This window comes from Kitasatospora sp. MAA4, from assembly GCF_029893355.1.
Taxonomy (GTDB): Bacteria; Actinomycetota; Actinomycetes; order Streptomycetales; family Streptomycetaceae; genus Kitasatospora.
This window is the reverse complement of sequence record NZ_JARZAI010000009.1, coordinates 83,766-109,290: the sequence shown is the minus strand read 5'-3', so window position 1 is coordinate 109,290 and position 25,525 is coordinate 83,766. Positions and strand designations below refer to the sequence as shown.

Genomic DNA, 25,525 nt, shown 5'->3' with positions numbered 1-25,525 from the left:
TGGACCCGTGTACACGCCACCCCGGTCGGCGGAGTCGTGCCCGCAGGCTGGAACCACACAACCCTGGAAGTCCCGGCACCGTGCTCTGCCTGGAGCTTGGCCGCCTGGCCCTGCCAATCCGCAAGGTCTGGGGCGTCGGTGCCGTAGTAGTGCAGCCTGACCGTGCCCCGACCGCGTCGGGTGAGCGTCGGGATCACCGTGAGGTCGGGACCGTGCGCGATCGCGTCGACAAGGACTGAGGTCGTCGACCATCTCGATCTCGACCACGCTGGCGGACTGGGCGGGCAGTGACTCGGCACCGCCGTAGATCGTCGTCGGGGACATGTTGACGTAGGAGTTGTGCTACAGAGCCCACTCCTCGGCCATGGCGACCATCGCGGCCTCCTCGTCGGCGGCGTGCTCGGTGACGACCAGGTTGAGGCGCGGGCAAGTCCCCGTTCTCCGTTGAGGGCAAGGGCAGTTGTGTCCTCAGCGCTCGCTTCCCGAACGGGGACATCTGGCTCGGCGACGACAAGGATCTGACCAGGCCGTACCTCGCCTTCCGCCGCGACGAGTGGGCCACGGTGGTGGCTGCCATCGAGGCTGGCGACCCCCGCTTCACGCCGTAACACCGCCAGTGCGAAGGCTCCGCATCCAAGTCGCTCGCGCCACCACGCGGGCGGGCGGCGACTTCGTCCGGCCCGACACGGCCCGCGACTTGACCTTGACGTAGGCGGCAGGGTCGGAGGCTACGGGTATGGACATCTCGTCGCAGGAACCGCAGGCAGTGTCAGCAGCACGCGTGGTCGTCATCACCGGGGCGGGCACCGGGATCGGGCGGGCGACGGCGCGCATGTTCGCCGCGAACGGCGACCGGGTGGTGGCCGTCGGGAGGCGGGAGCGGCTCCTGCGGGAGACTGCCGCCGGCACCGAGGCCATCAGCCCGCTGGTTGCGGACATCACTGCGGCGGGGGCCGCGGAGAGGATCGTCGCCGGCGTCGTGGAGTCACACGGCCGGCTGGACGTGCTGGTCCACAATGCCGGGATCGTCCAGAGCGCGTCACTGGGCACGTTCACCCGGGAGCTGATCGAGTCCCAGTTGGCGACGAACCTGGTCGCGCCCGTGTTGTTGACGCAGGCCGCGCTCCCCGCCCTGGAGGCCGGCGGGGGTGGCGTCATCGTGAACGTCAGCACGTCGGTCGGGCAGCGCGCCTGGCCGGGCAACTCCGTCTATGCGGCATCGAAGACCGCGCTGGAGCTGCTGACCCGCAGTTGGGCGGTGGAACTGGCCCCGCGGGGAATCCGCGTGCTGGCGGTCGCACCGGGCGCCGTCGACACCCCGATCGGCGAGCATCAGGGCCTGTCTCCCGAGCGGCTGGCGGCTGTCCGGGACTGGCAGGTGGCGCACACACCGCTGCGCCGGATCGGCAGCCCCGCTGAAGTGGCCTGGGCGATCGTCCAACTCGCCTCGCCACAGGCCTCGTTCGTCACAGGGGTAGTCTTGCCGGTCGACGGCGGGGCGGTGGTCGCGTAACCGGCAGGTTGGTGTTGGAAGTTCGGAGGCGGAGTCCATGCGGATCGGCGAGTTGGCGAAGCTGACCGGGGTGACGGCACGCGCCCTGCGGCACTATGAGCAAGCCGGCCTGCTCACGTCCGCACGAGCGCACAACGGCTACCGGAGCTACGGCGAGGGCGCGGTGGTGCGCGTCCGCAACCTGCGCCATCTGCTGTCCACCGGCCTGACTCTGGAGGACGTCCGCGCCTTCCTTCCCTGCCTGGACGGCGACATCGCCGCTGCAGCGCCGTCCGAGCGGGGGATCCGGGTCGCGCTGGACCGCCTCGCCGTCCTGGACGAACGCATCGCAGCTCAGACAGAGGCGCGTGATCGCCTGGCCGCCGCGCTTGCTCCCGTGGCAGCAGCGAGGATCCCGGCTGCCACGGGGCAGGCCCTCAGACCGCGGTGACCACCTCGGTGTCCCGGTACCAGGCGACGGTGTCGCGCAGTGTCTCCTCCAACGGGCGGAAGGAGGCGCCGAGTTCGCGGACAGCCTTGTCCGAGCTGGTCGGGTTGTTGTGGCGCAGGATCCGTACGCTCTGCACGGTCACCAGCGCCGGGACCCGTCGCGCGCGGGCGACGCTCTGCGAGAGCCAGGCCACCGCGAGCGCCGCCGGGTACGGCGCCCTGCGGGTAGGCGCGGGCACCCCGCTGACCTCCTGCAGGGTGGCGAGGAGCTTCGCGAGTGGGACGTAGGGCCCGCCGACGATGTACCGCTCACCGCTGCGTCCGCGCTCGGCGGCCGCGAGCATCGCCTGCGCGACATCCCGCGCGTCGGCCACCTTGCCCCCGCCGGGCAGCACCGCCGGGATGCCGCGCCGCAGGAAGTTGCGCACCAGGCGCCCGCTACTGGAGGGCGCGGTGTCGTACGGGCCGAACATCCAGCTCGGCTGCACCACGACCACCGGAAGGCGGTGGTCCCGCCGGAAACGGTCGACGGCCTGCTCCGCACGGACCTTGCTGTGCAGGTACGGGTCGCGCAGCACGGCGGCGCCGGGTGGCACGCTCTCGTCGGCCGGGCCGCCGCCGGGCCGGTGCCCGATGACCCCGGCCGAACTGACGTGCACCGCCCGCCGCACGCCGGCCTGGTCGGCCGCCTCCAGCAGCGCGACGGTGCCGTCGACGTTGACCGCCTGCAGCTGCTCGTGGTGCGCACCGGGCTGGAACGTCTCGCGGAAGTAGGCAGCGGTGTGGAACAGCACGTCGCAACCCTCCAACGCGGACGCATAGCGCCCGACGTCGAGCAGGTCGCCCTCGACCAGTTCCGCGCCCGTGCCGCCGAGCACCTGCTCGGCCCTGCTCCGGTCGCGCACGAGCACGGTGGTCGGGTGCCCCTGGTCCCGTAGCAGCCGCACCAGGTTGCCTCCCAGCAGCCCGGTGCCGCCCGTGACGAACGCCTTCATCGTGATTCCTCCCCTGGGACTCCTGTCGCACGGGCCGGTGTGGCCCTCGCGCTCAGGACGGTGTGGCTTCGAGAAACCCGGCGAGCGCCCGGCGCACGGCCGGGTCGGGTCCGCCGGCGGTCAGTTCGAGCAGCGCCGCCTCGGAGGTCAGAGCGACGAACAGCCGCGCGCAGATCTCCGGTTCACTTCGGCCCATGGCGGCGAACAGCGGCGCGGCGAAGCGCGCGTGGTTCTCGTTGCGGGCGGCGACCTCCTCCTGGACGAGCGGTTCGAACCGCGCCTCCAGGAGCAGCGCCTTCAGCGCGGGCTGGTCCAGGCAGGCGTCGAGATAGGCGTACGCGCCGGCCAGGATGGCCTCACGACCGGGCGGATGCGCGGCGACCGCGGTGCGGATGCGCTCGACCGTCCCCTCGAAGAAGGAGCGGTGCATCGCGAGCACGAAGTCCGCGCGATTGATGAAGTGGACGTAGAAGGTGCCCTTGGCGACCTTCGCCTCGGCAGTGATGTCGTTGACGCTCAACGACTGCAGGCCGTTGCCCGCGAGGCGCAGCCCTGCTTCGAGCAGAGCTGCCCGTTTGCCCTCCGGATCACGCGTCCGCACCATGCTCCAACTCCCCTGACCCTGGCACCGCTTGGGTACGCCAGCTGCTCTGACATCTCCATAGTGACTGACGGTCATTAGCAAGGCGGCCAAGAAGAAGGGCCCACCGCCGTCAGCGGTGGGCCCGGGGCGGAGTGAGAACGGTCAGACCGCGATCAGGTCGCAGACGAAGATCAGGGTCTCGCCCGGCGCGATCGTGCGGCCCGCACCCCGCTCCCCGTACGCCAGGTGCGCCGGGATGGTCAGTTGGCGACGGCCGCCGACCTTCATCCCCTCGACACCCCGGTCCCAGCCCGCAATGACCTGGCCGACGCCGAGTTGGAACTCCAGCGGCGCGCCCCGATCCCAACTGGCGTCGAACTCCTCGCCGTTGGAGAACGCGACGCCGACGTAGTGGACCGTGACGGTGTCGCCCGCCTTCGCCTCGGCGCCGTCGCCCTCCCAGAGATCCTTGATCTCCAGGTCGGCCGGCGGCTCACCGGTGGGCTTGTCGATCGTGGGCTTCTCGATGCTGCTCATGCGCGCTTCTCCGTACTGTCACGGCCGTTTCGGGCGGGCACCCACGCTACCGAGAACCCCCTCCGACGGACGCAGCCCCCGCCGCGCCCCGCGTGTCACTCCTCGATCGCACCGCCCACTTCCCGCAGATGGTCGCGGAAGGTGAACGACGGCGCCTGCCGGCGCCGGGCGAGGTAGCCGTCGAACTGCACCTGGCTGCGCAGTGAGACGCCCCCGCGGATCTGGTCGGCCTGGCGCCGCTCGGTGTCGCGGATCGCCTCCGCCTGCGTCAGCACATCCGCGAGGCGGTCGGCCGGGACGAAGAGCACGCCGTCCTCGTCGCCCAGGACGACGTCCGCGCGACCCACCGTCCACTCCCCCACCGTGGCGGACTCCAGCGCGTCCGCCGGACGGTCGTCCAGGCGCTGCGGACCGGTCGGAATCGTCCCCAGGCTGAAGACCGGCAGCCCGATCGCCAGAATGTCGACCGTGTCGCGGTGCAGCCCCCAGATCACGATCCCGGCCAGCCCCGCCGCCTGCGCCTCCAGCGCCACGAGATCGCCGACGCAGCTCTCGTCGAGCCGTCCCGCGTTGTCGACCACCAGCACGTCGCCGGGCTCGGCCGTCTCGAAGGCCTCCAGGAAGATGTCGACACTCCCGACATGCCGCACCGGAGACACCCGCCCCGCCAGCCGACCACCCGGCACGACGGCACGCATCGGCGCCGGCGCACAGCGCACCGGGACCTGCGTCCGCAGGCAGGCGTCCGCCAGATGGGCCGTGGTCAGCGTCGCGAACCGCCGCCGAAGTTCCTGCTGATCCATGTGCTGCTCCGCTTCCGCTCGGGTCCGGCCTGGCTCGGCCTGGTTTCGGCCACACCATGCATAACGCACGGCGCGCGCCCGTCGGCGTGTTTCGCCGGCGGACGCGCGCAGAGTGTGGCCCCCGTCGGGGACCGGGTGTGAGACCCGGGAGCGTCAGATGACTCCGGACTCGGAGATGGTGATCTTGGACTTGGTGCGGCCGCTCTGCGAGCCGAGCGACTCGATCTTCTTGACGAGCTCCTGGCCCTCGGTGACCTCACCGAAGACGACGTGCTTGCCGTCCAGCCACGGCGTCTCCACCGTGGTGATGAAGAACTGCGAGCCGTTGGTGTTCTTGCCGGCGTTGGCCATCGACAGCAGGTACGGACGGTCGTGCTTGAGCTTGAAGTTCTCGTCGGCGAACTTCTCGCCGTAGATGCTCTTGCCACCGGTGCCGTCGCCCCGGGTGAAGTCGCCACCCTGCAGCATGAAGGCCGGGATGACCCGGTGGAAGCTGGACCCGGCGTAGCCGAAGCCCTTCTCGCCGGTGGCCAGCGCGCGGAAGTTCTCCGCGGTGGTGGGGACCACGTCGTCGAACAGATCGAAGCTGATCCGCCCGGCCGGCTGGTCGTCGATGGTGATGTCGAAGTAAACCTTGATCGTCATACGGTCATTCTGGCATCAATCGCTGCATTCGGAGACTCGCCACCCCCGCAGGACCCACCAGAGCCTAGCCGAGCACCCCGCCGATCCCGCACCCGCCACGCTCAGCCCCCTGGCAGCCGTCCATGACCACCCTCAGACATCGACACCAGCGGAACCCCGGACACGACCGGCGGCTCAGCCAGGAGAACGACCCGATCGGCCAGCACGTCGAACCCCAGCACCGGATGCCCGTAGTCGCCCTCTGGGTCCATCAGCACGGGCTTGCCCAACCGCCGCCCCAACGCCCGCAGGAAGCCGCAGAACACGTCGAGTCGCTCCTGGCCCTGCAACTCCCGCAGATCGACATCGAAGTCGATCTCGTCCACCGCAAGGAAGCGGAAAATCGCCAGCACATCGGCCGTCGGCCAGACCCGCAGTTCTGGGCACTCGGCACCGGCAGGACGGGACAACACCGCCTCCGCCCGTGGCACCGGCATCACGACGTCACCCTGGGAATACCGGCACTTCCAGCCGCTCGCACCAACGAGGTCGAGGACCGCCTGCCAGTCCGCCACCGAGGTGCCGGGCACGCGCACGTCCGGCAGCGATCCCATCTCCTCAAGATCGAAGAAGTACTTGACGTCATCCCACAGCAGATCCGGCACCCCGCCATGCTGCCTGGCAGTCGGCCCCCGCGCAGCCCGATTTCAGGGGTCAGCGCGGGATCTCGCGACCCTTCACGAATCTGACGCGTGGACAGTCGTCCCCGTCGAGGAGCCGGCCGAATGCGGTGGCGGCATCGACGTCGCGGAACACGGTGTGGCACCACCGCCATTCGGCGGGCGCTGGAGTGCCGGAGGACTCCGCCGACCCTGCTCACCGAGTCCGCGGCCTGGCACACCCTCGGCCCCGACTACACTTTCACCACCCCGGTTCAGGCGGTCGGCGAGCGCGTCGGCTCGACCTTCAACGGGAACCTGTCGCTGGTCGCCCAGGGCGACCTCACCATGGGCGGGCGGACCAGGGCGGACGGCTCGGTCGACTACACCTCGTTCGACCACACGTACGCCGACTCGGCACCCGGTGCCATCCTCACTCCCGAGGACCCGCTGGCCGGGATCGACCAGCTCGCCCAGCAGGTCCACGACGCGGGGATCACCCAGGTCAACGGCGATGTGGTGGTCGACGCCCGCAAGTTCACGCCGCCGGCCCTCGACCCGAAACCCACCCGCTGATCATCAACGACAACCTGATCGACCTGCTCTCCACCCCGACCACCCCGGGCCGGCCCGCCCAGCTCACCTGGCGACCGCAGGTGGCGCCCTACCAGGTCACCTCCACGGTCCAGACGCTGGCGGCCGGCGGCCCGACCGACATCCAGGTCACCGCCTCACCCGACGGCACGCAGATCAGCCTCTCCGGGACCATCGCCGCCGACGCGCAGCCCGCGCTCAAGGTCTCGCCGATCCAGGACCCCGACGCCTTCGGCCGCACCGCGCTGATCGAGGCGCTCGCCCGCGCCGGAGTCACCGTCACCGCCTCGCCGACCGGACCCGACCCGGTGGCCGAACTTCCCGCGAGCTACAACGGCAGCGACAGGGTGGCCGCCTACGTCTCCCCGCCCTCGCCGCGGCGGCGACCCGGTCGACCGGGCCACCCCGCGCGCCATCAACGAGATCCTGCAGTACTGGCTGCACACCCCGGACGCGGACGCCTTCCGGCTCGCTCAGCCGATCCTCGGAGTCGACGGCAGCCTCGCCAGGTACTGCACCACCGACTGCCCGGCCAAGGGCAAGGTCTTCGCGAAGACCGGCTCCGCCGTGGGCCAGGACTTCCTGAACCAGCAGTTCGCGGTGGCCGGCCAGACCCTCGGCGGCTACCTGGTGGGCGACCAGGGGTGCCTGCGCACCTTCTTCCTCGTGGTCAACGGCGCCTCGACACCGAGCCTCGACTCGTTCATCGACGTGATCAACGACCTCAGCCAGATTTCCGTCCTGCTCCAGCAGGAGGCGTCCCACTAGGCACCGCGGACAGTGGCGGACCGCCGGCGGGTGGGGCAGGAATCAGCCCCACCCGTTCGGCATCCGCCCCTGCCACGCCGTTCAAGCCACAAGCAGGCGGAGGCCGAGATCTGCCGCGGAGAGCTCGGCGAGGTCGCTGTTGCGCTCAGCCCACCGGCCGGATTCGAGGTCAGCGCTGAGGCTTCGTACCGCCCGCTGCTCGGCCTCCGGCCCGACCCTCGTCCACACCGACATCGCACGGCGCACGTGATCCTCCAGATACGCCCCCGGCCGGCGCCAGAACGCCTCGAACAGGCCGTCAGCGCAGTCCCACGGGATGGGCACCGGCTCAGCGCGGGCGCCGATCGCGTCGGCCATCCCGGCAAGCGAGGGAAACTCCGCGAGGACGGCGGCGAACTCGGGCAGGTAGTCGCGGGTGAGCCAGAACCGGTCCTGCCATCCGGGCTCGTCGGTGTCGAACGTGAGCACCACCACGCGGCGGGCCACGCGCCGCATCTCGCGCAGCCCCGCTATCGGGTCTCCCCAGTGGTGAACGGTGGAGACGGCCATCGCGACGTCGAAGGAGTGGTCCTCGAACGGCAGGCTCTCCGCGGCGGCGGCCACGCACGGCGCCGCGCCGGCAGGCCGCTGCCCCCGCATGACCGCCGATGGCTCGACTGCGATCACGTCGCGATCGGCAGGCTCGTAGGAGCCGGTGCCGGCGCCGACGTTCAGCACCGTCTGCGCGTCCCCGAGTGCGTCCCAGATCTGCGCGGCGATCCGCGGGTCGGTACGCCGTGTCGCGGTGTAGGCACCGCCGATCGCGTCGTACAGCCGTGCACCGAGCATCTCCAGTTGCTCTTCCGGTGTCACCTTCAGTCCCTTCGCCCGTGCCTCAAGTTCCCTGTCGATGGCCGCGGCCATGGCGTCAGCGCGATCACGCCGCTCCAGCAGCAGGCCACGCAGTCGGCGCAGGTGCGCGACCGCGTCGGTGGACGGGTCGCCGACCAGTTCCGCAACCTCCCGCAGCCCGAAGCCGAGGCGCCGATAGGCCAGCACCTCCCGCAGCCGCTCCACGTCGCCCGCCGAATAGGCCCGATACCCGGCCAGGGTCCGCGCCGACGGCCGAACGAGCCCGATCTCGTCATAGTGATGCAGCGTGCGGACGCTCACGCCGGCCAGCTCGGCCACGCGTCCCACGGTCCAGTGATCCTCCACGGCTCCGACTATGCAGCCTGACGCCGCGTGAGGGTCAAGCACCTCACTCACGGCAGCAGGAGCCGAACGCGAAGCAACGGCCCGAGGCGACTCCTGACTCCCGTGAACAGCCGCCAACAGGAAGGAACAGTCACATGTACGCAGCGTCATCGGGCGGGATTCGACTTGAATCTTTGCGAACAGATGTTCGATGCTGGAGGGGTGGCCACTCCCGTACTCGTCCAGCAGGCGGTGCCGGTGTCGGTGCCGTCCGAGGGCGGTGCGACTCCGGGGGCGGGGGGTGCGCTGGTGGGGGTGCTGCCCGGGGGCGGGGTGCGGCGGGGGACCGTGGTGTCGGTGGTGGGCGATGTCGGGCTGCTGCTCGCGCTCGCGGCGGGGGTCGGGGCGGCGCAGGGGTGGTGTGCGGCGGTGGGGATGCCGGAGCTCGGGCTGCTCGCGGCGACGGGGTACGGGATCGACCCGCAGCGGTTGCTGCTCGTGGACGCTCCTGGGCCGCACTGGCCCGAGGTGGTGTCCGCGCTGGCCGGGGCGGTGGAGGTGGTGCTGCTGCGCCCGTCCGGTCCGGTCGCGGCGCGGTCGGCGGCCCGGCTCGGGGCGGTGCTGCGGCGTAGCGGCTGTGTGCTGCTGGTGGCCGGGGACTGGCCCGGGGCCGAGCTGCGGCTGGGGGTCCGGAGCAGCCGGTGGGTCGGGCTCGGGGACGGCCATGGGTTGCTGGCCGGGCGGCAGGCGGAGGTCGTGGTGGAGGGTCGCGGGGCGGCGGCGCGCGGGCGCACGGCGCGGCTGTGGCTGCCGGACGGGCACGGGGTGGTCCGGGCGCTGACCGAGGCGGAAGAGCTGGAAGAAGCAGAGCGGGCAGGACTCGGTGGGGAGCCGAGGGACGTCGTGGGGCGGGGTGGGTTGACGGCGGTGTGAGATGACTGCTGTTGAGAACGACACGGCGCGCCGGGTGAGCGCGCTCCGGGTGCTGGTGGTCTGGTGCCCCGACTGGCCGATCGCCGCCACCTGCAGTGCGGCGGAGGCCGCCGGACCGGTGGCGGTGGTGGAGGGCGGGCGGGTGCTGGCGTGTTCGAACGCGGCCCGGGAGGCGGGGGTGCGGCGCGGGCAGCGGCTGCGGTTCGCCCACCGGCTCTGCCCCGAGCTGCGGCTGCGCGAGCGGGATCCGGAGGCCGAGACCCGGCGGTTCGAACCCGTGGTGGCCGCCGTCGAGGCGTTCACGCCACGGGTCGAGGTGGTGCGGCCGGGGCTCTGCGCGATCCAGGTGAAGGGGCCGGCGCGGTACTTCGGCGGGGAGGAGGCGCTGGTCGCGGCGGTGGCCCGGTCGGTGGAGGAGGTCAGCGCGGGGCAGGGGCAGGGGCCGGCGGACGGGCCGCGGGTCGGGGTGGCGGACGGGGTGTTCGCCGGTGTGCTCGCCGCCCGGGCCGGGGAGGTCGTCCCTGCCGGGCGGACCGCCGCCTTCCTGGCGCCGTACCCCGTCGGCGTTCTCGACGACGAGCCGTTGGCCGGGCTGCTGGTGCGGCTCGGGGTGTCGACGCTGGGCGACTTCGCGGCTCTGCCCTCCGCCACCGTCGCCGACCGGTTCGGGCCTGCGGGCCTGGCCGCGTACCGGCTGGCCCAGGGGCTGGAGGCCCGGCCGCCCGCCACCCGGCCGCCGGGGCTCGACCTGACCGTGGAGCAGCTCTTCGACCCGCCAGAACTGCTCGCCGAACCGCTGGTCTTCGTCGCCCGCACCCTCGCCGAGCGCCTGCACAGCGCGCTCGCCGGGGCCGGACTGGCCTGCCGCCGGGTGGGCGTCGAGGTCACCTGCGCGGACGGGCGAACGGCCCGGCGGCTGTGGCAGCACGAGGGGCGGCTGCCCGCTCCGGCGCTCGCCGAACGGGTCCGCTGGCAGTTGCAGGCCTGGCAGGGCACCGGGTTCTTCGCTCCGGAGTCGGGCGGCTTCACCGCGCTGCGCCTGGTGCCGGACGAGCTGGTGGCCAACCACGGGCGGCAACTGGCGCTCTGGGGACAGGCGTTGGTCGAGGACCGGGTGGAACGGGCGGCCGCCCGGGTGCAGGCGCTGCTGGGGTACGACGGGCTCAGCCGGATCGAACCGGCGGGCGGGCGCGGGCCCGGTGAGGTGCTGGTCCGGGTGCCCTGGGGCGATCACCCGCCGCCCGCCGCCGACCGGGACGCCCCGTGGCCCGGGCAGCTCGGCCGGCTGGCGCCGCCGGTCGTCCTGCCGGTGCCGACGCCGGTGGCCGTGCTCGACGCGGACGGCGTACCGGTACGGGTGACCGGACGGGCCGAGGTCTCGGCGCCGCCCGCCCGGCTGACGCTGTCCGGGCGGACCTTCGCCGTCACCGGCTGGGCCGGGCCGTGGCCCGCCGTCGAGCGGTGGTGGGACCCCGGGTCGGCGCGCCGCCGGGCCCGCTTCCAGGTCGCCCTCGCGGACGGCCGGGCCCTGCTGCTCGTGGTGGAGGACGGCGGCTGGGCGGTGGAGGCGGCCTATGCCTGAGCGACCGGAGGGAGGGATCGGAGGGAGGGAGAGGAAGGGACAAGGAGCGGAAGGGGAAGAGGAGATATGGGATTCGACAGCCTGTCCAGGCTTCCCTGGAACGAGCTCCAACGACGGATGGCGGGCCAGGGCCGCACTCCCCCGGCGAAGGCGGAGGCGACCGTGCTGCCGCTGCCGCTCCCGGTGCCGCCCCCGCCCTCCGAGCGCTGGGCCGAGCTGCACGTGCACTCCGCCTTCAGCTTCCTGGACGGTGCCAGCGAGCCGGAGGACCTGGTCGAGGAGGCGGTCCGGCTCGGCGTCGAGACCCTCGCGATCACCGACCACGACGGCCTGTACGGAGCCGTACGGCTCGCCCAGGCCGCCCGCCGCACCCCGGGGGCGGCGGGCCTGCGTACCGTCTTCGGCGCCGAGTTGAACCTCCGCGCCGGCCGGAGCGAGCGCCCGGGCGAGCACCTGCTCGTGCTGGCCCGCGGCCCGGAGGGCTACCGCCGGCTCTCCGCCGCGATCAGCGCCGCCCAGCTGGCGGGCGAGGGCAAGGGCCGTCCCGCGTACGACTTCGAACGGCTCGCCGACGCGCACGGCGGACAGTGGGCCGTCCTCACCGGCTGCCGCAGCGGCCGGGTGCAGCGGGCGCTCAGCGAGCGCGGGGAGGCCGCCGCATTGGGTGAACTCCGCTCGCTCGCCGACGCGTTCGGGCCGGAGAACGTCTTCGTCGAGCTGATCGACCACCGGTTGCCCGGCGACGACGCGCGGGGCGACGCGCTGGCCGCGCTGGCCGCCCGGGCCGGACTGGCGGTGGTCGCCTCCAACAACGTCCACCACGCCTCACCCGCTCAGGGCCGACTCGCCCAGGGGCTGGCCGCGTTGCAGGCCAGGCGGACGCTCCAGGAGGCGGCCGGCTGGACCAGGGCGGCGGGCACCGCGCACCTGCGCTCGGGGGCCGAGATGGCCGGCAGGCTCGCCCGGTTCCCCGGCGTCCAGCAGGCCACCGTCGAACTCGGCCGCGCCTGCTCCTTCGAATTCGGCTCTCTCGCACCGAAGTTGCCTGGCTTCCCGGTGCCGCCCGGGCACACCCCGATCAGCCTGCTGCGCGAACTGACCGCCCGCGGTGCGGCACAGCGCTTCGGCCCCGCGCACCCGGACCACCGCGAGGCCCGGGAGCAGCTCGCCCACGAGCTGGACATCATCGAACGGCTGGATCTGGCAGGCTACTTCCTGATCGTCCACGACCTGGTGGAGTTCTGCCGACGCGCGGACATCTGGTGCCAGGGCCGCGGCTCGGCCGCCAACTCGGCGGTCTGCTACGCCCTGGGCATCACCGCGGTCGACCCGATCCACTACCGGCTGCTCTTCGAGCGCTTCCTCAGCATGGACCGGGACGGGCCGCCGGACATCGACCTGGACATCGAGCACCGCCGCCGCGAGGAGGTCATCCAGTACGTCTACCGGCGCTACGGCCGCGACCACGCGGCCCAGGTCGCCAACGTGATCACCTACCGGCCGCGGCTCGCGCTGCGCGACGCGGCCCGCGTGCTCGGCTATCCGATGGACCAGGTCACCGCCTTCTCCCGGCAGGCCGACTTCCACTCGGCCCCCGGACCGGACGCCGTCATCCCCGGCGACGTCCTCGCGCTCGGCAGTCAACTGCACGGCATACCACGCCACTTGGGCATCCACTCGGGCGGCATGGTGCTGACCGAGGACCCGATCGGCGAGATCTGCCCGACCGAGTGGGCCCGGATGCCGGGGCGTTCCGTCCTGCAGTGGGACAAGGAGTCGACGGCCGGGGCCGGCCTGGTCAAGATCGACCTGCTGGGCCTGGGCATGCTCTCCGCCCTGCACGACGCCTGCGACCTGATCGCCGAGCACCACGGCACGCGCTACGACCTGGCGAGCATCCCGGACGACGACGAGGCGGTCTACGAAATGCTCTGCCGGGCGGACAGCGTCGGGGTGTTCCAGGTCGAGTCGCGCGCCCAGATGTCCACCCTTCCCCGGCTGAAGCCGCGCACGTTCTACGACCTGGTGGTGGAGGTCGCGCTGATCCGGCCCGGGCCGATCCAGGGCGGCTCGGTCCACCCGTACCTGCGCCGGCGCGCCGGGCTGGAGCCGGCCCACTGTCCGCACCCGCTGATGGAACGGGCCCTCGGCAAGACCCTGGGGGTGCCGCTCTTCCAGGAGCAGATGATGCAACTGGCCATCGACTGCGCGGGGTTCACCGGCGCCGAGGCCGACCAGCTGCGCCAGGCGATGGGGTCCAAGCGCTCCCACCAGCGGGTGGCCGAGCTGCGCCGCAGGCTGCTGGACGGGATGGCCGCGCGGGACATCCCGGAGCCGGTCGCCGAGGACATCTACGCCAAGATCGAGGCCTTCTCCAACTACGGCTTCCCGGAGAGCCATTCGATCAGCTTCGGCTATCTGGTGTACGCCAGCGCCTGGCTCAAGTACCACCATCCGGCGGCCTTCACCTGCGCGTTGCTGGCCAACCAGCCGATGGGGTTCTACTCGCCGCTCAGCCTGATCTCGGACGTCCGCCGGCACGGGGTGACCGTGCACCCGGTGGACGTCAACGCGAGCCGGGCCCGGCCGATCCTGCAAGGGCCCCGGGACGCCCCGGAGATCCGCCTGGGGCTGGCGACCGTCCGGGGGCTGGGCGACGAGCAGGCGAGGCGGGTCGTGGACGGGCAGCCGTACCGCGACCTGGAGGACTTCGCCCGCCGCACCGGCCTGCCGGCCCCGACCCTGGAGGCGCTGGCCACCGCCGGGGCGTTCCGCTGCTTCGGCCTGACGCGTCGTCAGGCCCTGTGGTCGGCAGGCGCCCTGGCGAGCAGCGGGCCCGGAGTGCTGCCCGGGACGACCCCCGGAACCACCGCACCGGCGCTGCCCGCGATGACGCCCGTCGAGGAGACCATCGCGGACCTGTGGGCCACCGGCTCCTCCGCCACCAGCCACCCCGTCGAACACGTCCGGCCGATCCTGGACGGCTGCGGGGCGCTCCCCGCGTCCGCGCTGCCCGGCATCGCGCACGGCACTCCCGTCCTGGTCGGCGGGCTGGTGACGCATCGCCAACGCCCGCCCACCGCAGGCGGGGTGCTCTTCATCAGCCTGGAGGACGAGACCGGCCTGATCAACGTGGTGTGCAGCCGTCCGGTCTGGGAGGCGCACCGCCGGACCGCGCTGGACCGGGCCGGGCTGCTCATCCACGGGCACATCGAGCGCAACCAGGGCGCGACCAATCTGGTCGCCACCCGGCTGGCCCCGCTGCGGGTGGCCGTGTGAGCGTTCAGCTGCGCAGCAGAACGGCCGAGAGTGGGACGAAGCCGCCCTCGCCGCCGTCGGTGCCCTCACCCGAGGTTCGGCGCAGCAGGGCCAGCGCGATCCGCTCGCCCTGGGCCTTGGCCCGGTCGGCCACTGGTCCCCGGTACAGCCCGTCCACGGCGGCGGACCAGAGCTGGACCCAGCGCCCGAAGTGCGCGGCGGTCATCGGCTCCCGCTCGTGCAGGGCGGCGTGCGGGGCGAAGGCGTTGCGGCGGTAGGTCGCGGACCGCAGCAGGGTGCTCTCCCAGAAGTCGGTGATGTGCGGGAGGTGGGCCTCCAGGTCCATCCCGGCGATCTCGGTGAAGAACGGCCCGATCAGCGGGTCGGCGAAGGCCGCGCCGTAGAAGCGGCGCAGCAGGCGTTCCAGGTCGGCGCGGGTGGCGATGTCGGTGCGGGCGATGTCGGTGCGCATGGCGCTGGGCTCCTCTGCTCTCGCCCCCACCGTAGACCGGACCGCCACCCCAGCCCACCGTGTCAACCAAGGTTGACAAGCGATCGGCGTCAACCTATGTTGACACTATGAGCGAGACCAACCAGCTCGCAGCAGATGCGAGCAGCCGCGACCCCGCCGTCGGCCTCCGTGCCGTCCGTGCCCTGCGCGACCTTGCCGACCGGCTGGAGGACCTCCAGGTCGGCAACGCCCGGGCGCACGGCTGGTCCTGGCAGGAGATCGCCGCCTGCCTCGGCGTCAGCCGGCAGGCGGTCCACAAGAAGCACGCCCGCCGTACCTCGTGACACCGCGAGCACTCGACAACTCGACCAGGAGAGTGACCCGACCATGCTGGAGCGATTCACCGATGACGCCCGCCGAACGATCCCGCTGGCGCTGACCGAGGCCGGCGAGCTGCACCACACCCACGTGGGCACCGAGCACCTCCTCCTCGGCCTGCTGCACCTCACCGACGATCCGGCCGTGGACGTGCTGATCCGCTCCGGGCTCGACCTGGAGACCGCCCGGGCAGCCGTGCTGCGCCTGCTCGCCGGCAACCCGTCCGGGGTGGACGCCCAGGCGCTGGGCACCATCGGCATCGACCTGACCGCCGTACGCGAGGCGGTGGAGGCCGCCTTCGGTCCCGGCGCCCTGGACGGACCGGGCGGCGACCCGGTCGAGTCGCGCCGCGGATCGCGCGCGAGCCGGATCGGCGGACGCAAGCCGTGGACCCGGCAGACCAAGAAGGTGCTGGAGCTCGCGGTGCGCGAGACCGTCGCCATGGGGCAGCGCGCGATCCGGCCCGGCCATCTCGTGCTCGGACTGATCGGCGAGAACGAGGGGATGGCCGTCCAGGTGATGCGCGACCACGGGCTCGACCCCGCAGCGGTGCGGGCCGCCGTCCTGCCCACCCTCGGCTAGGCCCGGCTCACAGTTCGCGCCGGATCACTGGCGCCACCTCCGCTGCGAACAGCGCCAGTTGCTCGCGCTGCAGCTCCTCGGTCAGCGAGTCCACGCCGATCCCGACCACCTCGTTGCCGAACGCCTCGTGGTAGCGGTGGATCTTGTCGATCACCTGCTGCGGGCTGCCGACCAGTGCGGAACCGCGCTCCAGCGCGTCCTCCAGGGAGCTGAACGGCGAGTTGTTGTGCCGGCCGGCGGCGGAGGCGAAGAGCGCGTTCCAGTAGGGGCGGAAGCCCTCCACCGCGTCCTGCGAGCGCTTGGCCACGAAGAGTCCGCCGAACCCGGTGCCGACCCTGGCGTCCTCGGGGGCGCGGCCGTAGTGCGCCCAGCGCTCGCGGTAGTGGTCCACCAGCGCCCGGTACTTCTCCAGCGGATGGAAGCTGTTCGCGGAGAAGAGCGGGTCGCCGTAGCGGGCCGCCAGGTCGGTGGACTGCTCACTGGTGGCGCTGCCGTGCCAGACCGGAACGGGCTGCTGGAGAGGGCGCGGATGGGTCGTCACCCCGGTCAGCGGCGGACGGGTGGTACCGGCCCAGGTCACCTTCTCCTCACGCCAGAGCCGGTGCAGCAGACCGTAGTTCTCCGCCAGGTGCGACCACTGCTGCTCCTCCTCCAGACCGAACAGCGCGAAGTGGCGCGGGTCGTTGCCCTTGCCGATGATCAGCTCCAGTCGGCCGCCGGAGAGCTGGTCCAGCATCGCGTAGTCCTCGGCCACCCGGACCGGGTCCAGGATGCTGAGTACCGTCACGGTGGTGAACAGCCGGATGGCGGAGGTCCGGGCCGCGATGGCGGCCAGCAGCACCGCGGGCGAGGGCGAGAGGAACGGCTCGCCGTGGCGCTCCCCCACGCCGTAGCCGTCGTAGCCGAACTCCTCGGCCGTGACGGCCTGGTCGACGACGTTGCGGTACTTCTCGGCGGCGCTGTACTGCCGCCCGGTGACCGGGTCGGGTCCGTTGGAGAGCAGGGACGAGACGATGAACCGCATCGCGGTGACTCCTCACGAGAGGGAAGGGTGGGCACGACGGCCCGGGACGGGGGCTGTGGCGGTGATCGTGGCACCTCGACCGACCTGGCAGGATGCCGTCATGAGCTATCTCGCAGCCGACTCCCGCTACGCCTCGATGACCTACCGCCGCGCCGGGCGCAGCGGTGTGCAGCTGCCCGCCGTCTCGCTCGGTCTGTGGCACAACTTCGGCGACACCCAGCCGCTGGAGGTGCAGCGCGCCGTGCTGCGACGCGCCTTCGACCGGGGTGTCACCCACTTCGACCTCGCCAACAACTACGGTCCGCCGTACGGCTCGGCCGAGCGGAACTTCGGCACGCTCTTCGCCCAGGACTTCCGCCCCTACCGCGACGAGCTGTTCATCGCCTCCAAGGCGGGCTACGACATGTGGCCCGGCCCGTACGGCGACGGCGGCTCGCGCAAGTACCTGCTGGCCAGCCTGGACCAGTCGCTGGGCCGGATGGGCCTGGACTACGTGGACGTCTTCTACTCGCACCGCCACGACCCGGACACGCCGCTGGAGGAGACCATGGGCGCGCTCGCGTCGGCCGTCCGCCAGGGCAAGGCGCTCTACGCCGCCATCTCCAACTACCCGGCCGAGCAGCACCGCGAGGCGGTGGCGATCCTGCGCGAACTGGGCACCCCGGTCCTGTTGAACCAAGCCCGCTACTCCATCCTGGACCGCGCCGTCGAGGACGACGTGCTGGATGCCGTCGGCGACACCCAGACCAGTCTGATCGCCTACTCTCCGCTTGCCCAGGGGCTCCTGACGGACCGTTACCTCAGCGGCGAGGTCCCGGCGGGGTCGCGGATGTCGGTGGGCCACTTCCTCAAGGAGGAGGCGCTCACCGGCGCCAAGCTGGAGCAGCTGCGGGCCCTGAACCGGGTCGCCGAGCAGCGCGGGCAGAGCCTGGCGCAGCTCGCGCTGTGCTGGGTACTGCGGGACCCGCGGGTGGTCTCGGTGATCATCGGCGCCAGCAGCGTGGAGCAACTCGACCAGAACATCGACGCGTTGGCGGCGGCACCGCTGAGCGCCGAGGAGCTGGCCGAGATCGACCGGCTGTCCGGCTGAGCCCCCACTGGACAACCGGCCGATCGGTGCTCAGATCCCGGCGGTCGGCACGTACTTGTAGCCGACCCGGCGCACCGTGACGATGCTGTCGCGGTGCGCCGCACCCAACTTGCGCCGCAGGCGGGCGACATGGACGTCGACCGTGCGGCCGTCGCCGATGTGCCCGTAGCCCCACACCGCGGAGACCAGGTAGTCGCGGGTGTGCACCCGCTGCGGGTGCTGGGTCAGGTGCGCCAGCAGCTCGAACTCCAGGTAGGTGAGGTCGAGCAGCTCCCCGTCGACGTAGGCGGCCCGGCGGTCCGGATCGACGCTGATGCCGCGAGCGGACGGACGGGCCGCGCGCGCCGGGCGGCCCGGCGCGGCAGCGGAGTCGGCGGTGGCGGCAACAGCGGCAGCGGCCGGGACGAACGCGGGCTGCGACACCGACCGGACGGCGGCCGGCGCCTCGGCCACCGGAGCCGCCTCGGCCGGCACCAGCACCAGGTAGCCGACCAGCGGATGCGCGCCGACCTGCACGCCCAACTGGGCGCCGTACTGGGCGAGAAGACCCTGCGGGAGAGCCGAGTGCGGGAGCGCGGCGACCACGGCGGCGCCCGCCGGCAGGGCGCTGAGCAGCTCGGGCGAGACCGGGACCGTGGCCGGAGCGGCCTGCGCGGGAGCAGCCTGCGCAGGTGTGTGCGGCGCCGCGGCGGTGTGCCATCGCTCGGCGCCGGAGGGCGGCGTGGAGACCGAACGGACCGCCCGCAGGTGCGGGGTGGCGGCGGGAGCAGTGAGGGTGGCAGAGGAGGAGGACATGAGGCAGCTCTTTCGCGCGAGACGGTGGGTGGGGATTCGTCTGCGCGTCGGCCGGGCTCTGCTGTCCGCAGCTGACCGGGGTCGGTGACCCGAGAGGTCAGCTGGGGGAGATCCGGGACGCGCGAGGCGAGCCCGGACAGGTCTGGTCGAAGAGGTGCGGCTGCCGGGACGGCCAGAACGGCTCGAGGTCGTGGCGACCTCGGCTGCTGTCCACGGTGGTGTGCATGTCCCCATTGAAGCAGATGACGGCGGCGCAGCACGGCATCGGATGCGAACGATGCGCACTCATGACTCTGCCCTCCCCCGGTGATCCGCCCGGCGCGGGTCTCGCGCCTCGGTGTGATGATCCGAGGGTTCCATGCCGACCGCCCGCACGGCAACTCTGTCCACTTCGTGGAAACCGGAGTCCCGGAAACCGCTCAGCGGACGGCCGCGGGCCGGGGGCTGACGGCCGACGGCTCAGCCGCGCCCCGGCGTCCGACGCGCGGCAGCGTGCTCCACCAACCGGGCCAGCAGCTCCTTGCCGTCCTCGCGCCGCCGTGCGTCACAGAGCAGCACCGGGACACCGGGGTCGAGGTCGAGCGCACTGCGGACGTCCTCGACCGCGAACACCTCGGTGCCCTCGAAGCAGTTGACCGCGACCACGAACGGGATGCCGCGCTGCTCGAAGAAGTCCACCGACGGGAAGCAGTCGGCGAGCCGCCGGGTGTCGGCCAGCACCACCGCACCGAGTGCGCCGAGCGCCAACTCGTCCCAGACGAACCAGAAGCGGTCCTGCCCGGGGGTGCCGAAGAGGTAGAGCGCGAGCCCGGGGCGCAGGTCGATCCGCCCGAAGTCCATCGCCACCGTGGTGGTGCGCTTGGCCTCCACCCCGGCGGTGTCGTCGAACGGCCGGCCCAGCTCGCTGAGCCGCTCCTCGGTGCGCAGCGGGCGGATCTCGCTGACCGCGCCGACCAGCGTGGTCTTGCCCGCGCCGAACCCGCCGGCCACCAGGATCTTGAGCGTGATCGCCGGCACGCCGGGAATGCCGCTTCGCCGTCCACCGGCTGACGGATCGTCAGAGTGCGCGGAGTCCATTGATCACTTCCCGGAGCAGGCGCTCGTCGGGGAGTTCGGCGAGCGGGACGGGTCGGGTCACGTCGATCAGGTCGGCGTCGTGCAGGTCACCGAGCAGCACCCGCACCACACTGACCGGCAGGTCGGTGTACGAGCCGAGCTCGGCGACGGCGAGCGGTCCGCGCCGGCACAGGTCGAGGATCGCATGGTGCTCGGGATCCAGGACGGGCATGGGCAGTTGAGCGTCCCGCTCGGCCGGGTCCCGCAGCGCGATCAGCGAGATCAGGTCGAAGAAGCCGTCGGCGGCCGGGCGGGTCCGACCGCGCGTCATCGCGAAGAGCCGGACCATCGGGCCCGCCTCGTCGTCGAACCACTGCGCCTCCTCGGGCAGTCGGCGCTCGACCGGCTCCAAGTCGACCGGCTCCGGCGCTGGCGACTCCAACTCGACCGACTCCAACTCGACCGGCTCCGGCGGTTCGGCCGCCCCCCGCCCGATCATCCGGCCGGCGTCCGCGGATCCGCGGCCAGGTGCTCGCCGACCCGCTTGACCAGCAGCGCCATCTCGTACGCGATCTGTCCGATGTCGGCCTCCGCGTCGCACAGGACGGCCAGGCAACTGCCGTCCCCCGCAGCCGTGATGAAGAGGAACGCCTCGTCCAGCTCGATCATGGTCTGTCTCACGCCACCGACACCGAAGTGCCGGCCGGCCCCCTTGGCCAGGCTGTGGAATCCGGCCGCCACCGCGGCCAGGTGCTCGGCGTCCTCGCGGCCGAGCGCCTGCGAGGCGCCGGTGGCCAGTCCGTCACTGGAGAGGATGACCGCGTGCCTCAACGACGCGACCCGCCCCACCAGTTCGTCCAGGAGCCAGTTCAGGTCGCCGGACGCCTGGGTCATTGCGGTCATCGATCATGTCCTTCCAGTGGTGCGGGTTGTGCTGGTCGTGGAGCTGCCGGCAGAGCCGGAGGTACGGGGGCGGAGGTCAGCGCCCGACGCCCGTCCCGAACGGACGGCGCCGGCGCAGCCGGTGCGGGGACGGCCGGCGCGGGCGCGGGCGCGACCGGGGGAGCCGCGGCCCGGCCGCGGCTGAAGCCCCGCTGGAACGAGGTGAAGGTGGCCCGCGCCTCCTCCGGCGACCGCTCACGAGCCGCCTGCGGCGCGCCCGAGGCCGTCGCCGCATCCTTCAACTGCGGTGCCAGGTTGGCCTGTCGGACCCGGCGCGGCAGCAACCCGGCAGCAGTCGGCGCCGCAGCGGAGTCCTCCGGCTCCGCTCCCGGCTCCCCCTGGCCGGCCCGCCGGTGCCGACCGGTTCCGCCGGGTGACGGCACCAGCACCGGCCCGCCGTTCGCCCGCCGCCGGGGCAGCCCGCCCGGCGTGCGCGCGGGCTCGGCGCCGACGGGCTGCGGGCCGGTGACCGGGCGCTGATGCCCGCGCGGCTTCGCCTCCGGACGCCGCTGCTGGGCCTCGGCCGCTCCGCCGGTCACCGCCACCAGCTCGCGCTGCCGGGCCGGAGCAGCGGCGGCGGGGGCGGCCGCTGCCGCGGGCTCCGCGATCCCGCCGGGTACCTCGGCCAGCAGCTCCCGCGGGATCAGCACGACCGCGCTCGTCCCGCCGTACGGCGAGGGCCGCAGGTGGACCCGGATGCCGTGCCGCCGGGCCAGCCGGCTGACCACGAAGAGGCCCAGCCGGTCGGTGTCGGCGAGGTCGAACTCCTGCTCCACTTCAAGGCGTTGGTTGATCTCGGCGAGCAACTGCTCGCTCAGCCCGAGCCCGCGGTCGTCGATCTCCAGCGCGAACCCGTGCGCGACCACCTCGCCCTGGACGGTGACCTGGGTCTGCGGCGGCGAGAAGACCGCGGCGTTCTCGACCAGTTCGGCGATCAGGTGGGTGACGTCGGCGACCGCGCTGCCGAGCAGCCCGGTCCCGGGGAAAGGCCGGACGATCACCCGGGCGTAGTCCTCGACCTCGCCGACGGCCGCGCGGACCACGTCGACCATCCGCACCGGCTTGCGCCAGGCGCGGCCCGGCGAGCCGCCGGACAGGATGATCAGACCCTCGGCGTGCCGGCGCATGCGGGTGGTCAGGTGGTCGAGCTTGAAGAGGTCGTCCAGCTCGGCCGGGTCCTCGGTGCGCCGCTCCATGGTGTCCAGCAGGGTCAACTGGCGGTGCAGCAGCACCTGGCTGCGGCGGGCCAGGTTGACGAAGACGGCCGAGACGCCGCGCCGCAGGTCGGCCTGTTCCACCGCGGCCTGGATCGCGGCCCGCTGCACGGAGTTGAAGGCCCGGCCGACCTGGCCTATCTCGGCCTGGCCGAACTCCAGGTCCGGCGTCTCGGCGGCGAGGTCCACCTGTTCGCCGTGCCGCAGCCGTCGCATCACCAACGGCAGCCGGGTGTCGGCCAGTTCGTTGGCGGCGTTGCGCAGGCCGATCAGTTCGCGGACCAGGCCGCGACCGATCCGCAGCGAGATCAGGATGGAGAGCGCGATCGCCAGCAGGCCGACCAGGCCGGCTATCGCGCCGCGCCAGACCAGGCCCATCGCGTACGCGGTGGCGCGGGTGCCGATGGCGTCGGCGAGCCTGGTGTTGACCCCGGCGAGCTCGTCCAGGGTCTGGTCGGCGGTGTACCGCCAGGCCTCGGTGCCGAGGGCGCTGGCCGCGAAGACCGGGTCGGTGGCGCTCTGGAACTCCCGCTCGAAGACGTCCTGCTGGGCGAATGCGGGGTCGGAGCGGACGGCCTGGTAGTCCGCCTGGTCGGTCGGATCCAGTTCGTCGATGTAGACGGTGAAGAGCGCTTCCTGGTCGTGCATCGGGTCGAGCACCAACTGGTACTCGCTCGCGCTGGGTTGGTCGCTCGCCTGGAGGCCCTCCATCGCCGCGTCCTCCTGGGAGAGGTACTCGCGGGCCCGGACCAGCTCGATCAGGATCGTTCCCTGGCGGGCCAGTTGGCCGCTCTGGGCGCTGATGAAGGCGGACCGGAAGGTGAAGCCGGGCTTGATCAGGTCGCTGTACTGGCTGAGCGCGAACTCCCAGCTCACCCCGTCGCGACCGACCTGCCCGCGCAGCACCGCGAGGGCGGCGGCCTCCGTCAGGACGTCCTGGAGCCTGGCCCGCTCGGTGGCGTTCAGTTTGCCCGCGTTCGATCCGTCCAGCCGGTTGCGCAGGGCCTGGAGGTCCTGGTCGGTGACGGTCTGGGCCTTCTGATAGTCGTCCTGGACGCCCTCGGCCTGGGGCCTGGCCAGCCGCAGGACGGCGGCCCGGCGCTCGTCCTGGAGGTCGCGGGTCAGCTGGTCCACGGGGGCGCCGAAGCTCTGGTAGGTCGACGCGATGTTCAGCTGGTTCCAGAGGTCGCTGGTGGTGGCCAGCGTGGCGTAGGCCCACAGGCCCACGAGCGCGACGATGGGCACCAGGAGCAGCGCGATGATCTTCGCGCGGATCGAGCTGCTGCGCAGACGCATGAAGTCCTCGGTCGGATGTGCCCGGAGTGGACGGTCGGTCCGGCCCGGGCGAGCGGGGCATACGGCAGGCCGAGCAGGCCCGACAGGAGCGTCAAGCCGTTGGATCTGCGCGAGCTTACTACTCCTTCCATCCTTGTTCGAAGGGGTCCGGACATCCGACAAGGCCGCGAATAAAGCCGTTGTTGGCAGGCGCATGACCACTGGCACCACTGGGCCCGACCGGTGCCGATCCCACTCCGGGCCCACCGCAGCCCTGGGCAGCGCCGCCGCGATCCGATAGCTTCGACCCCGGGCCCCGGGAGGGGCGGAAGACGGCCAGGAGGATCGTGCACGAGCTGAGCACCCCGCCGCTGGCCCCGCCCGCGCCGGGCGGGCTCGCCGACTCGGTGTACGACACCGCCGAGCGCAGCCCCGACGTCCTGCTGTTCTCCCGCCGCACCAGCGCGCAGGAGGACTGGAGCGACCTGAGCGCGCGCCGGTTCCGCGACGAAGTCCTCGGCCTGGCCAAGGGCTTACTGACCCGCGGCGTACGGTTCGGCGACCGGGTCGCACTGATGGCGCGGACCCGGTACGAGTGGACGCTCTTCGACTACGCGCTCTGGTCGATCGGCGCGATCCCCGTCCCGGTCTACCCCACCGCCGCCGCCGAGCAGGTGCGCTGGATCCTGGCCGAGACCCACGCGGTGGCCTGCGTGGTCGAGAACGAGGACCACGCGATGACCGTCGGGGCGGTCTGCGACGCCCTGCCGCACCTGGCCGACATCTGGCAGCTGGACCAGCGCTGCGTGGAACGGCTGACCGAGGACGGCCGCGACGTACCCGACGCCCTGGTGCACCGCCAGCGCCTGGCGGTCACCGCCGAGTCGATCGCCACCGTCATCTACACCTCCGGGACCACCGGCCGCCCCAAGGGCTGCCTGCTGACGCACGGGAACTTCTCGGCCGAGGCGGACAACATGCTGGCCGGCTGGGGAGAACTCTTCAACGAGCACAGCAGCGACCAGGCCTCCACCCTCCTCTTCCTCCCGCTCGCCCACGTGTACGGGCGGATGGTGCAGATCGCCGCGCTGCGCGGCGGGATCCGGCTCGGGCACGTCGGCGAACTCGGCGCCGACGCGCTGCTGCCCGCGCTGGCCTCGTTCCGGCCGACCTTCCTGCACGCCGTCCCCTATGTCTTCGAGAAGCTGTACGCACAGGCCCGGCACGCCGCCGAGACCTCCGGTCGCGGCGAGCTCTTCGAACGGGCCGCCGAGGTGGCCGTCCGCTGGGCGCGGGCCAACGAGCGCAAGGCGCTGGGGCACGGGACCGGGCCGGGACCGAGCCTGAAGGCACGTCATCTGGCCTTCGACCGGATGGTCTACCAGCGGATCCGGGCCGCGCTCGGCGGCCGAGTGCGCAATGTGATGTGCGGCGGCTCCACCCTCAACCGCGACCTCGGGCTCTTCTTCGCCGGCGCCGGGATGACGGTCTACGAGGGGTACGGCCTCACCGAAACCTCCGCGGCGATCACCGCGAACCCGCCGGGCCGGCCCAAGTTCGGCACGGTCGGCAAGCCCATCCCCGGCGCCTCGCTGGTGATCGCCGAGGACGGCGAGGTGTGGGTGCGCGGCGGCAGCGTCTTCACCGGCTACCTCAACCACCCGCGGTGCACGGCCGAGACACTGCGTGAGGGCTGGTTCGCCACCGGCGACCTCGGCTCGCTGGACGGCGACGGCTATCTGACCATCATCGGCCGCAAGAAGGAGCTGATCGTCACCAGCAGCGGCAAGAACCTGGCGCCCGCCGCGCTGGAGGAGCGGGTCCGGCTCCATCCGCTGGTCTCGCAGTGCCTGGTGGTCGGCGACAACCGGCCGTACGTGGCGGCGCTGATCACGCTGGACCCGCGGGCCCTGGAGCACTGGCAGCGGAGCCGCCGCCGGCCCGCGCAGGACGAGTGGAGTTCGCTGGCCGACGAGGAGCTGCACGCCGAGATCCAGCGCGCCGTGGCCGCCGCCAACACCGCGGTCTCGCGCGCCGAGTCGATCCGCGCCTTTCGGCTGCTGCCCAGGGACTTCACGGTCGAGCAGGGACTGCTGACCCCCTCGCTGAAGCTGCGCCGCAAGGCCATCGCGGACTGGTACGCCGCGGACATCGAGGAGCTCTACACCTCCTGAGGCAGCGCTGAACCTTAAGAGCGAGGTAAGCGTGCGTTCGAACTCTTGACCTCAGAGTTGGTCTAGTCCATTTTTAGGGAAGCTCGTGCG

The 25,525-nt window shown here is 72.4% G+C and carries 25 protein-coding genes and 3 pseudogenes; 13 read left to right on the top strand and 15 right to left on the bottom strand.

Features of this window, described 5'->3' with window-relative positions:
- Nucleotides 1-736: 736 nt before the first annotated feature.
- The gene (locus tag P3T37_RS14510; protein ID WP_280724015.1) at nt 737-1,513 is read left to right on the top strand and encodes an SDR family oxidoreductase; all 777 of its coding nucleotides are present in this window, start codon (nt 737-739) and stop codon (nt 1,511-1,513) included.
- A gap of 37 nt (nt 1,514-1,550) precedes the next feature.
- Nucleotides 1,551-1,943 (top strand): MerR family transcriptional regulator, encoded by a 393-nt coding sequence (locus P3T37_RS14505; RefSeq protein ID WP_280724014.1) that lies wholly within the window; start codon nt 1,551-1,553, stop codon nt 1,941-1,943.
- Here the strand turns inward: P3T37_RS14505 and P3T37_RS14500 are convergent.
- From P3T37_RS14500 to P3T37_RS14475, 6 genes are all read right to left on the bottom strand, one after another.
- Complete coding sequence (locus tag P3T37_RS14500; RefSeq protein WP_280724013.1) at nt 1,930-2,937, bottom strand: NAD-dependent epimerase/dehydratase family protein; 1,008 nt, start codon at nt 2,935-2,937, stop codon at nt 1,930-1,932. The genes P3T37_RS14505 and P3T37_RS14500 overlap by 14 nt on opposite strands.
- A 52-nt stretch (nt 2,938-2,989) precedes the next feature.
- The gene (locus P3T37_RS14495; protein WP_280724012.1) at nt 2,990-3,541 is read right to left on the bottom strand and encodes a TetR/AcrR family transcriptional regulator; all 552 of its coding nucleotides are present in this window, start codon (nt 3,539-3,541) and stop codon (nt 2,990-2,992) included.
- Between the two features lie 141 nt (nt 3,542-3,682).
- Nucleotides 3,683-4,057: an FKBP-type peptidyl-prolyl cis-trans isomerase gene (locus P3T37_RS14490; RefSeq protein ID WP_280724011.1), complete on the bottom strand. Its 375-nt coding sequence runs from the start codon at nt 4,055-4,057 to the stop codon at nt 3,683-3,685.
- A gap of 95 nt (nt 4,058-4,152) precedes the next feature.
- Nucleotides 4,153-4,860: an RraA family protein gene (locus P3T37_RS14485; RefSeq protein ID WP_280724010.1), complete on the bottom strand. Its 708-nt coding sequence runs from the start codon at nt 4,858-4,860 to the stop codon at nt 4,153-4,155.
- A gap of 153 nt (nt 4,861-5,013) precedes the next feature.
- The gene (locus tag P3T37_RS14480; RefSeq protein ID WP_280724009.1) at nt 5,014-5,505 is read right to left on the bottom strand and encodes a peptidylprolyl isomerase; all 492 of its coding nucleotides are present in this window, start codon (nt 5,503-5,505) and stop codon (nt 5,014-5,016) included.
- A gap of 101 nt (nt 5,506-5,606) precedes the next feature.
- A complete protein-coding gene (locus P3T37_RS14475; protein ID WP_280724008.1) occupies nt 5,607-6,149 on the bottom strand; it encodes a hypothetical protein in 543 nt (180 codons plus the stop codon).
- A 120-nt stretch (nt 6,150-6,269) separates the two neighbouring features.
- Between P3T37_RS14475 and P3T37_RS14470 the strand changes: the two genes are divergently transcribed.
- From P3T37_RS14470 to P3T37_RS14460, 3 genes and pseudogenes are all read left to right on the top strand, one after another.
- Complete coding sequence (locus tag P3T37_RS14470) at nt 6,270-6,719, top strand: D-alanyl-D-alanine carboxypeptidase (protein ID WP_280724007.1); 450 nt, start codon at nt 6,270-6,272, stop codon at nt 6,717-6,719.
- A pseudogene (locus P3T37_RS14465) lies at nt 6,716-6,967 on the top strand (D-alanyl-D-alanine carboxypeptidase); the annotation flags it as partial. The gene P3T37_RS14470 and the pseudogene P3T37_RS14465, both read left to right, overlap by 4 nt.
- A 175-nt stretch (nt 6,968-7,142) precedes the next feature.
- Nucleotides 7,143-7,505, top strand: a pseudogene (locus P3T37_RS14460) (D-alanyl-D-alanine carboxypeptidase); the annotation flags it as partial.
- An 81-nt stretch (nt 7,506-7,586) separates the two neighbouring features.
- Here the strand turns inward: P3T37_RS14460 and P3T37_RS14455 are convergent.
- A complete protein-coding gene (locus P3T37_RS14455; RefSeq protein WP_280724163.1) occupies nt 7,587-8,684 on the bottom strand; it encodes a MerR family transcriptional regulator in 1,098 nt (365 codons plus the stop codon).
- Between the two features lie 219 nt (nt 8,685-8,903).
- Here P3T37_RS14455 and P3T37_RS14450 point away from each other — a divergent pair, with 219 nt between their 5' ends.
- From P3T37_RS14450 to P3T37_RS14440, 3 genes are all read left to right on the top strand, one after another.
- A complete protein-coding gene (locus P3T37_RS14450) occupies nt 8,904-9,614 on the top strand; it encodes a hypothetical protein (RefSeq protein WP_280724006.1) in 711 nt (236 codons plus the stop codon).
- Nucleotide 9,615: 1 nt separating this feature from the next.
- Nucleotides 9,616-11,196, top strand: a complete 1,581-nt coding sequence (locus P3T37_RS14445) for a DNA polymerase Y family protein (protein WP_280724005.1) — start codon at nt 9,616-9,618, stop codon at nt 11,194-11,196.
- A 66-nt stretch (nt 11,197-11,262) separates the two neighbouring features.
- The gene (locus P3T37_RS14440) at nt 11,263-14,475 is read left to right on the top strand and encodes an error-prone DNA polymerase (RefSeq protein ID WP_280724004.1); all 3,213 of its coding nucleotides are present in this window, start codon (nt 11,263-11,265) and stop codon (nt 14,473-14,475) included.
- Between the two features lie 4 nt (nt 14,476-14,479).
- Here the strand turns inward: P3T37_RS14440 and P3T37_RS14435 are convergent, their stop codons facing one another.
- Nucleotides 14,480-14,926, bottom strand: a complete 447-nt coding sequence (locus P3T37_RS14435; protein WP_280724003.1) for a group III truncated hemoglobin — start codon at nt 14,924-14,926, stop codon at nt 14,480-14,482.
- 107 nt (nt 14,927-15,033) lie between these two features.
- Between P3T37_RS14435 and P3T37_RS14430 the strand changes: the two genes are divergently transcribed.
- The 3 genes and pseudogenes from P3T37_RS14430 to P3T37_RS37055 all read left to right on the top strand — a co-directional run bounded on the left by P3T37_RS14430 (nt 15,034) and on the right by P3T37_RS37055 (nt 15,865).
- Nucleotides 15,034-15,249 carry an RNA polymerase subunit sigma-70 gene (locus P3T37_RS14430; protein WP_280724002.1) on the top strand — a complete coding sequence of 72 codons (216 nt, stop codon included), beginning with the start codon at nt 15,034-15,036 and terminating at the stop codon, nt 15,247-15,249.
- Nucleotides 15,250-15,292: 43 nt separating this feature from the next.
- Nucleotides 15,293-15,481, top strand: a pseudogene (locus P3T37_RS14425) (Clp protease N-terminal domain-containing protein); the annotation flags it as partial.
- Nucleotides 15,479-15,865 (top strand): Clp protease N-terminal domain-containing protein, encoded by a 387-nt coding sequence (locus tag P3T37_RS37055; protein WP_348533241.1) that lies wholly within the window; start codon nt 15,479-15,481, stop codon nt 15,863-15,865. The pseudogene P3T37_RS14425 and the gene P3T37_RS37055, both read left to right, overlap by 3 nt.
- Before the next feature lie 7 nt (nt 15,866-15,872).
- On the opposite strand, the gene P3T37_RS14415 is transcribed toward P3T37_RS37055, so the two are convergent.
- Entirely contained in the window at nt 15,873-16,889 is a 1,017-nt protein-coding gene (locus tag P3T37_RS14415; protein WP_280724001.1) for an LLM class flavin-dependent oxidoreductase, read from the bottom strand.
- A gap of 100 nt (nt 16,890-16,989) precedes the next feature.
- On the opposite strand from P3T37_RS14415, the gene P3T37_RS14410 reads away from it, so the two are divergent.
- A complete protein-coding gene (locus P3T37_RS14410) occupies nt 16,990-17,979 on the top strand; it encodes an aldo/keto reductase (RefSeq protein ID WP_280724000.1) in 990 nt (329 codons plus the stop codon).
- A 30-nt stretch (nt 17,980-18,009) separates the two neighbouring features.
- Here P3T37_RS14410 and P3T37_RS14405 read toward each other — a convergent pair whose 3' ends face one another.
- From P3T37_RS14405 to P3T37_RS14380, 6 genes are all read right to left on the bottom strand, one after another.
- Nucleotides 18,010-18,774 (bottom strand): winged helix-turn-helix domain-containing protein, encoded by a 765-nt coding sequence (locus tag P3T37_RS14405; RefSeq protein ID WP_280723999.1) that lies wholly within the window; start codon nt 18,772-18,774, stop codon nt 18,010-18,012.
- Between the two features lie 97 nt (nt 18,775-18,871).
- Nucleotides 18,872-19,000: a hypothetical protein gene (locus tag P3T37_RS14400; RefSeq protein WP_280723998.1), complete on the bottom strand. Its 129-nt coding sequence runs from the start codon at nt 18,998-19,000 to the stop codon at nt 18,872-18,874.
- A gap of 233 nt (nt 19,001-19,233) precedes the next feature.
- Complete coding sequence (locus tag P3T37_RS14395) at nt 19,234-19,851, bottom strand: ATP/GTP-binding protein (RefSeq protein WP_280723997.1); 618 nt, start codon at nt 19,849-19,851, stop codon at nt 19,234-19,236.
- Entirely contained in the window at nt 19,832-20,179 is a 348-nt protein-coding gene (locus P3T37_RS14390; protein WP_280724161.1) for a DUF742 domain-containing protein, read from the bottom strand. Before P3T37_RS14390 ends, P3T37_RS14395 begins: the two co-directional genes overlap by 20 nt.
- A 146-nt stretch (nt 20,180-20,325) precedes the next feature.
- Complete coding sequence (locus tag P3T37_RS14385; protein WP_280723996.1) at nt 20,326-20,733, bottom strand: roadblock/LC7 domain-containing protein; 408 nt, start codon at nt 20,731-20,733, stop codon at nt 20,326-20,328.
- Nucleotides 20,730-23,282, bottom strand: a complete 2,553-nt coding sequence (locus P3T37_RS14380; RefSeq protein WP_280723995.1) for a nitrate- and nitrite sensing domain-containing protein — start codon at nt 23,280-23,282, stop codon at nt 20,730-20,732. Before P3T37_RS14380 ends, P3T37_RS14385 begins: the two co-directional genes overlap by 4 nt.
- 326 nt (nt 23,283-23,608) lie before the next feature.
- Between P3T37_RS14380 and P3T37_RS14375 the strand changes: the two genes are divergently transcribed.
- Nucleotides 23,609-25,435: an AMP-dependent synthetase/ligase gene (locus tag P3T37_RS14375; RefSeq protein ID WP_280723994.1), complete on the top strand. Its 1,827-nt coding sequence runs from the start codon at nt 23,609-23,611 to the stop codon at nt 25,433-25,435.
- Nucleotides 25,436-25,525 lie beyond the last annotated feature (90 nt).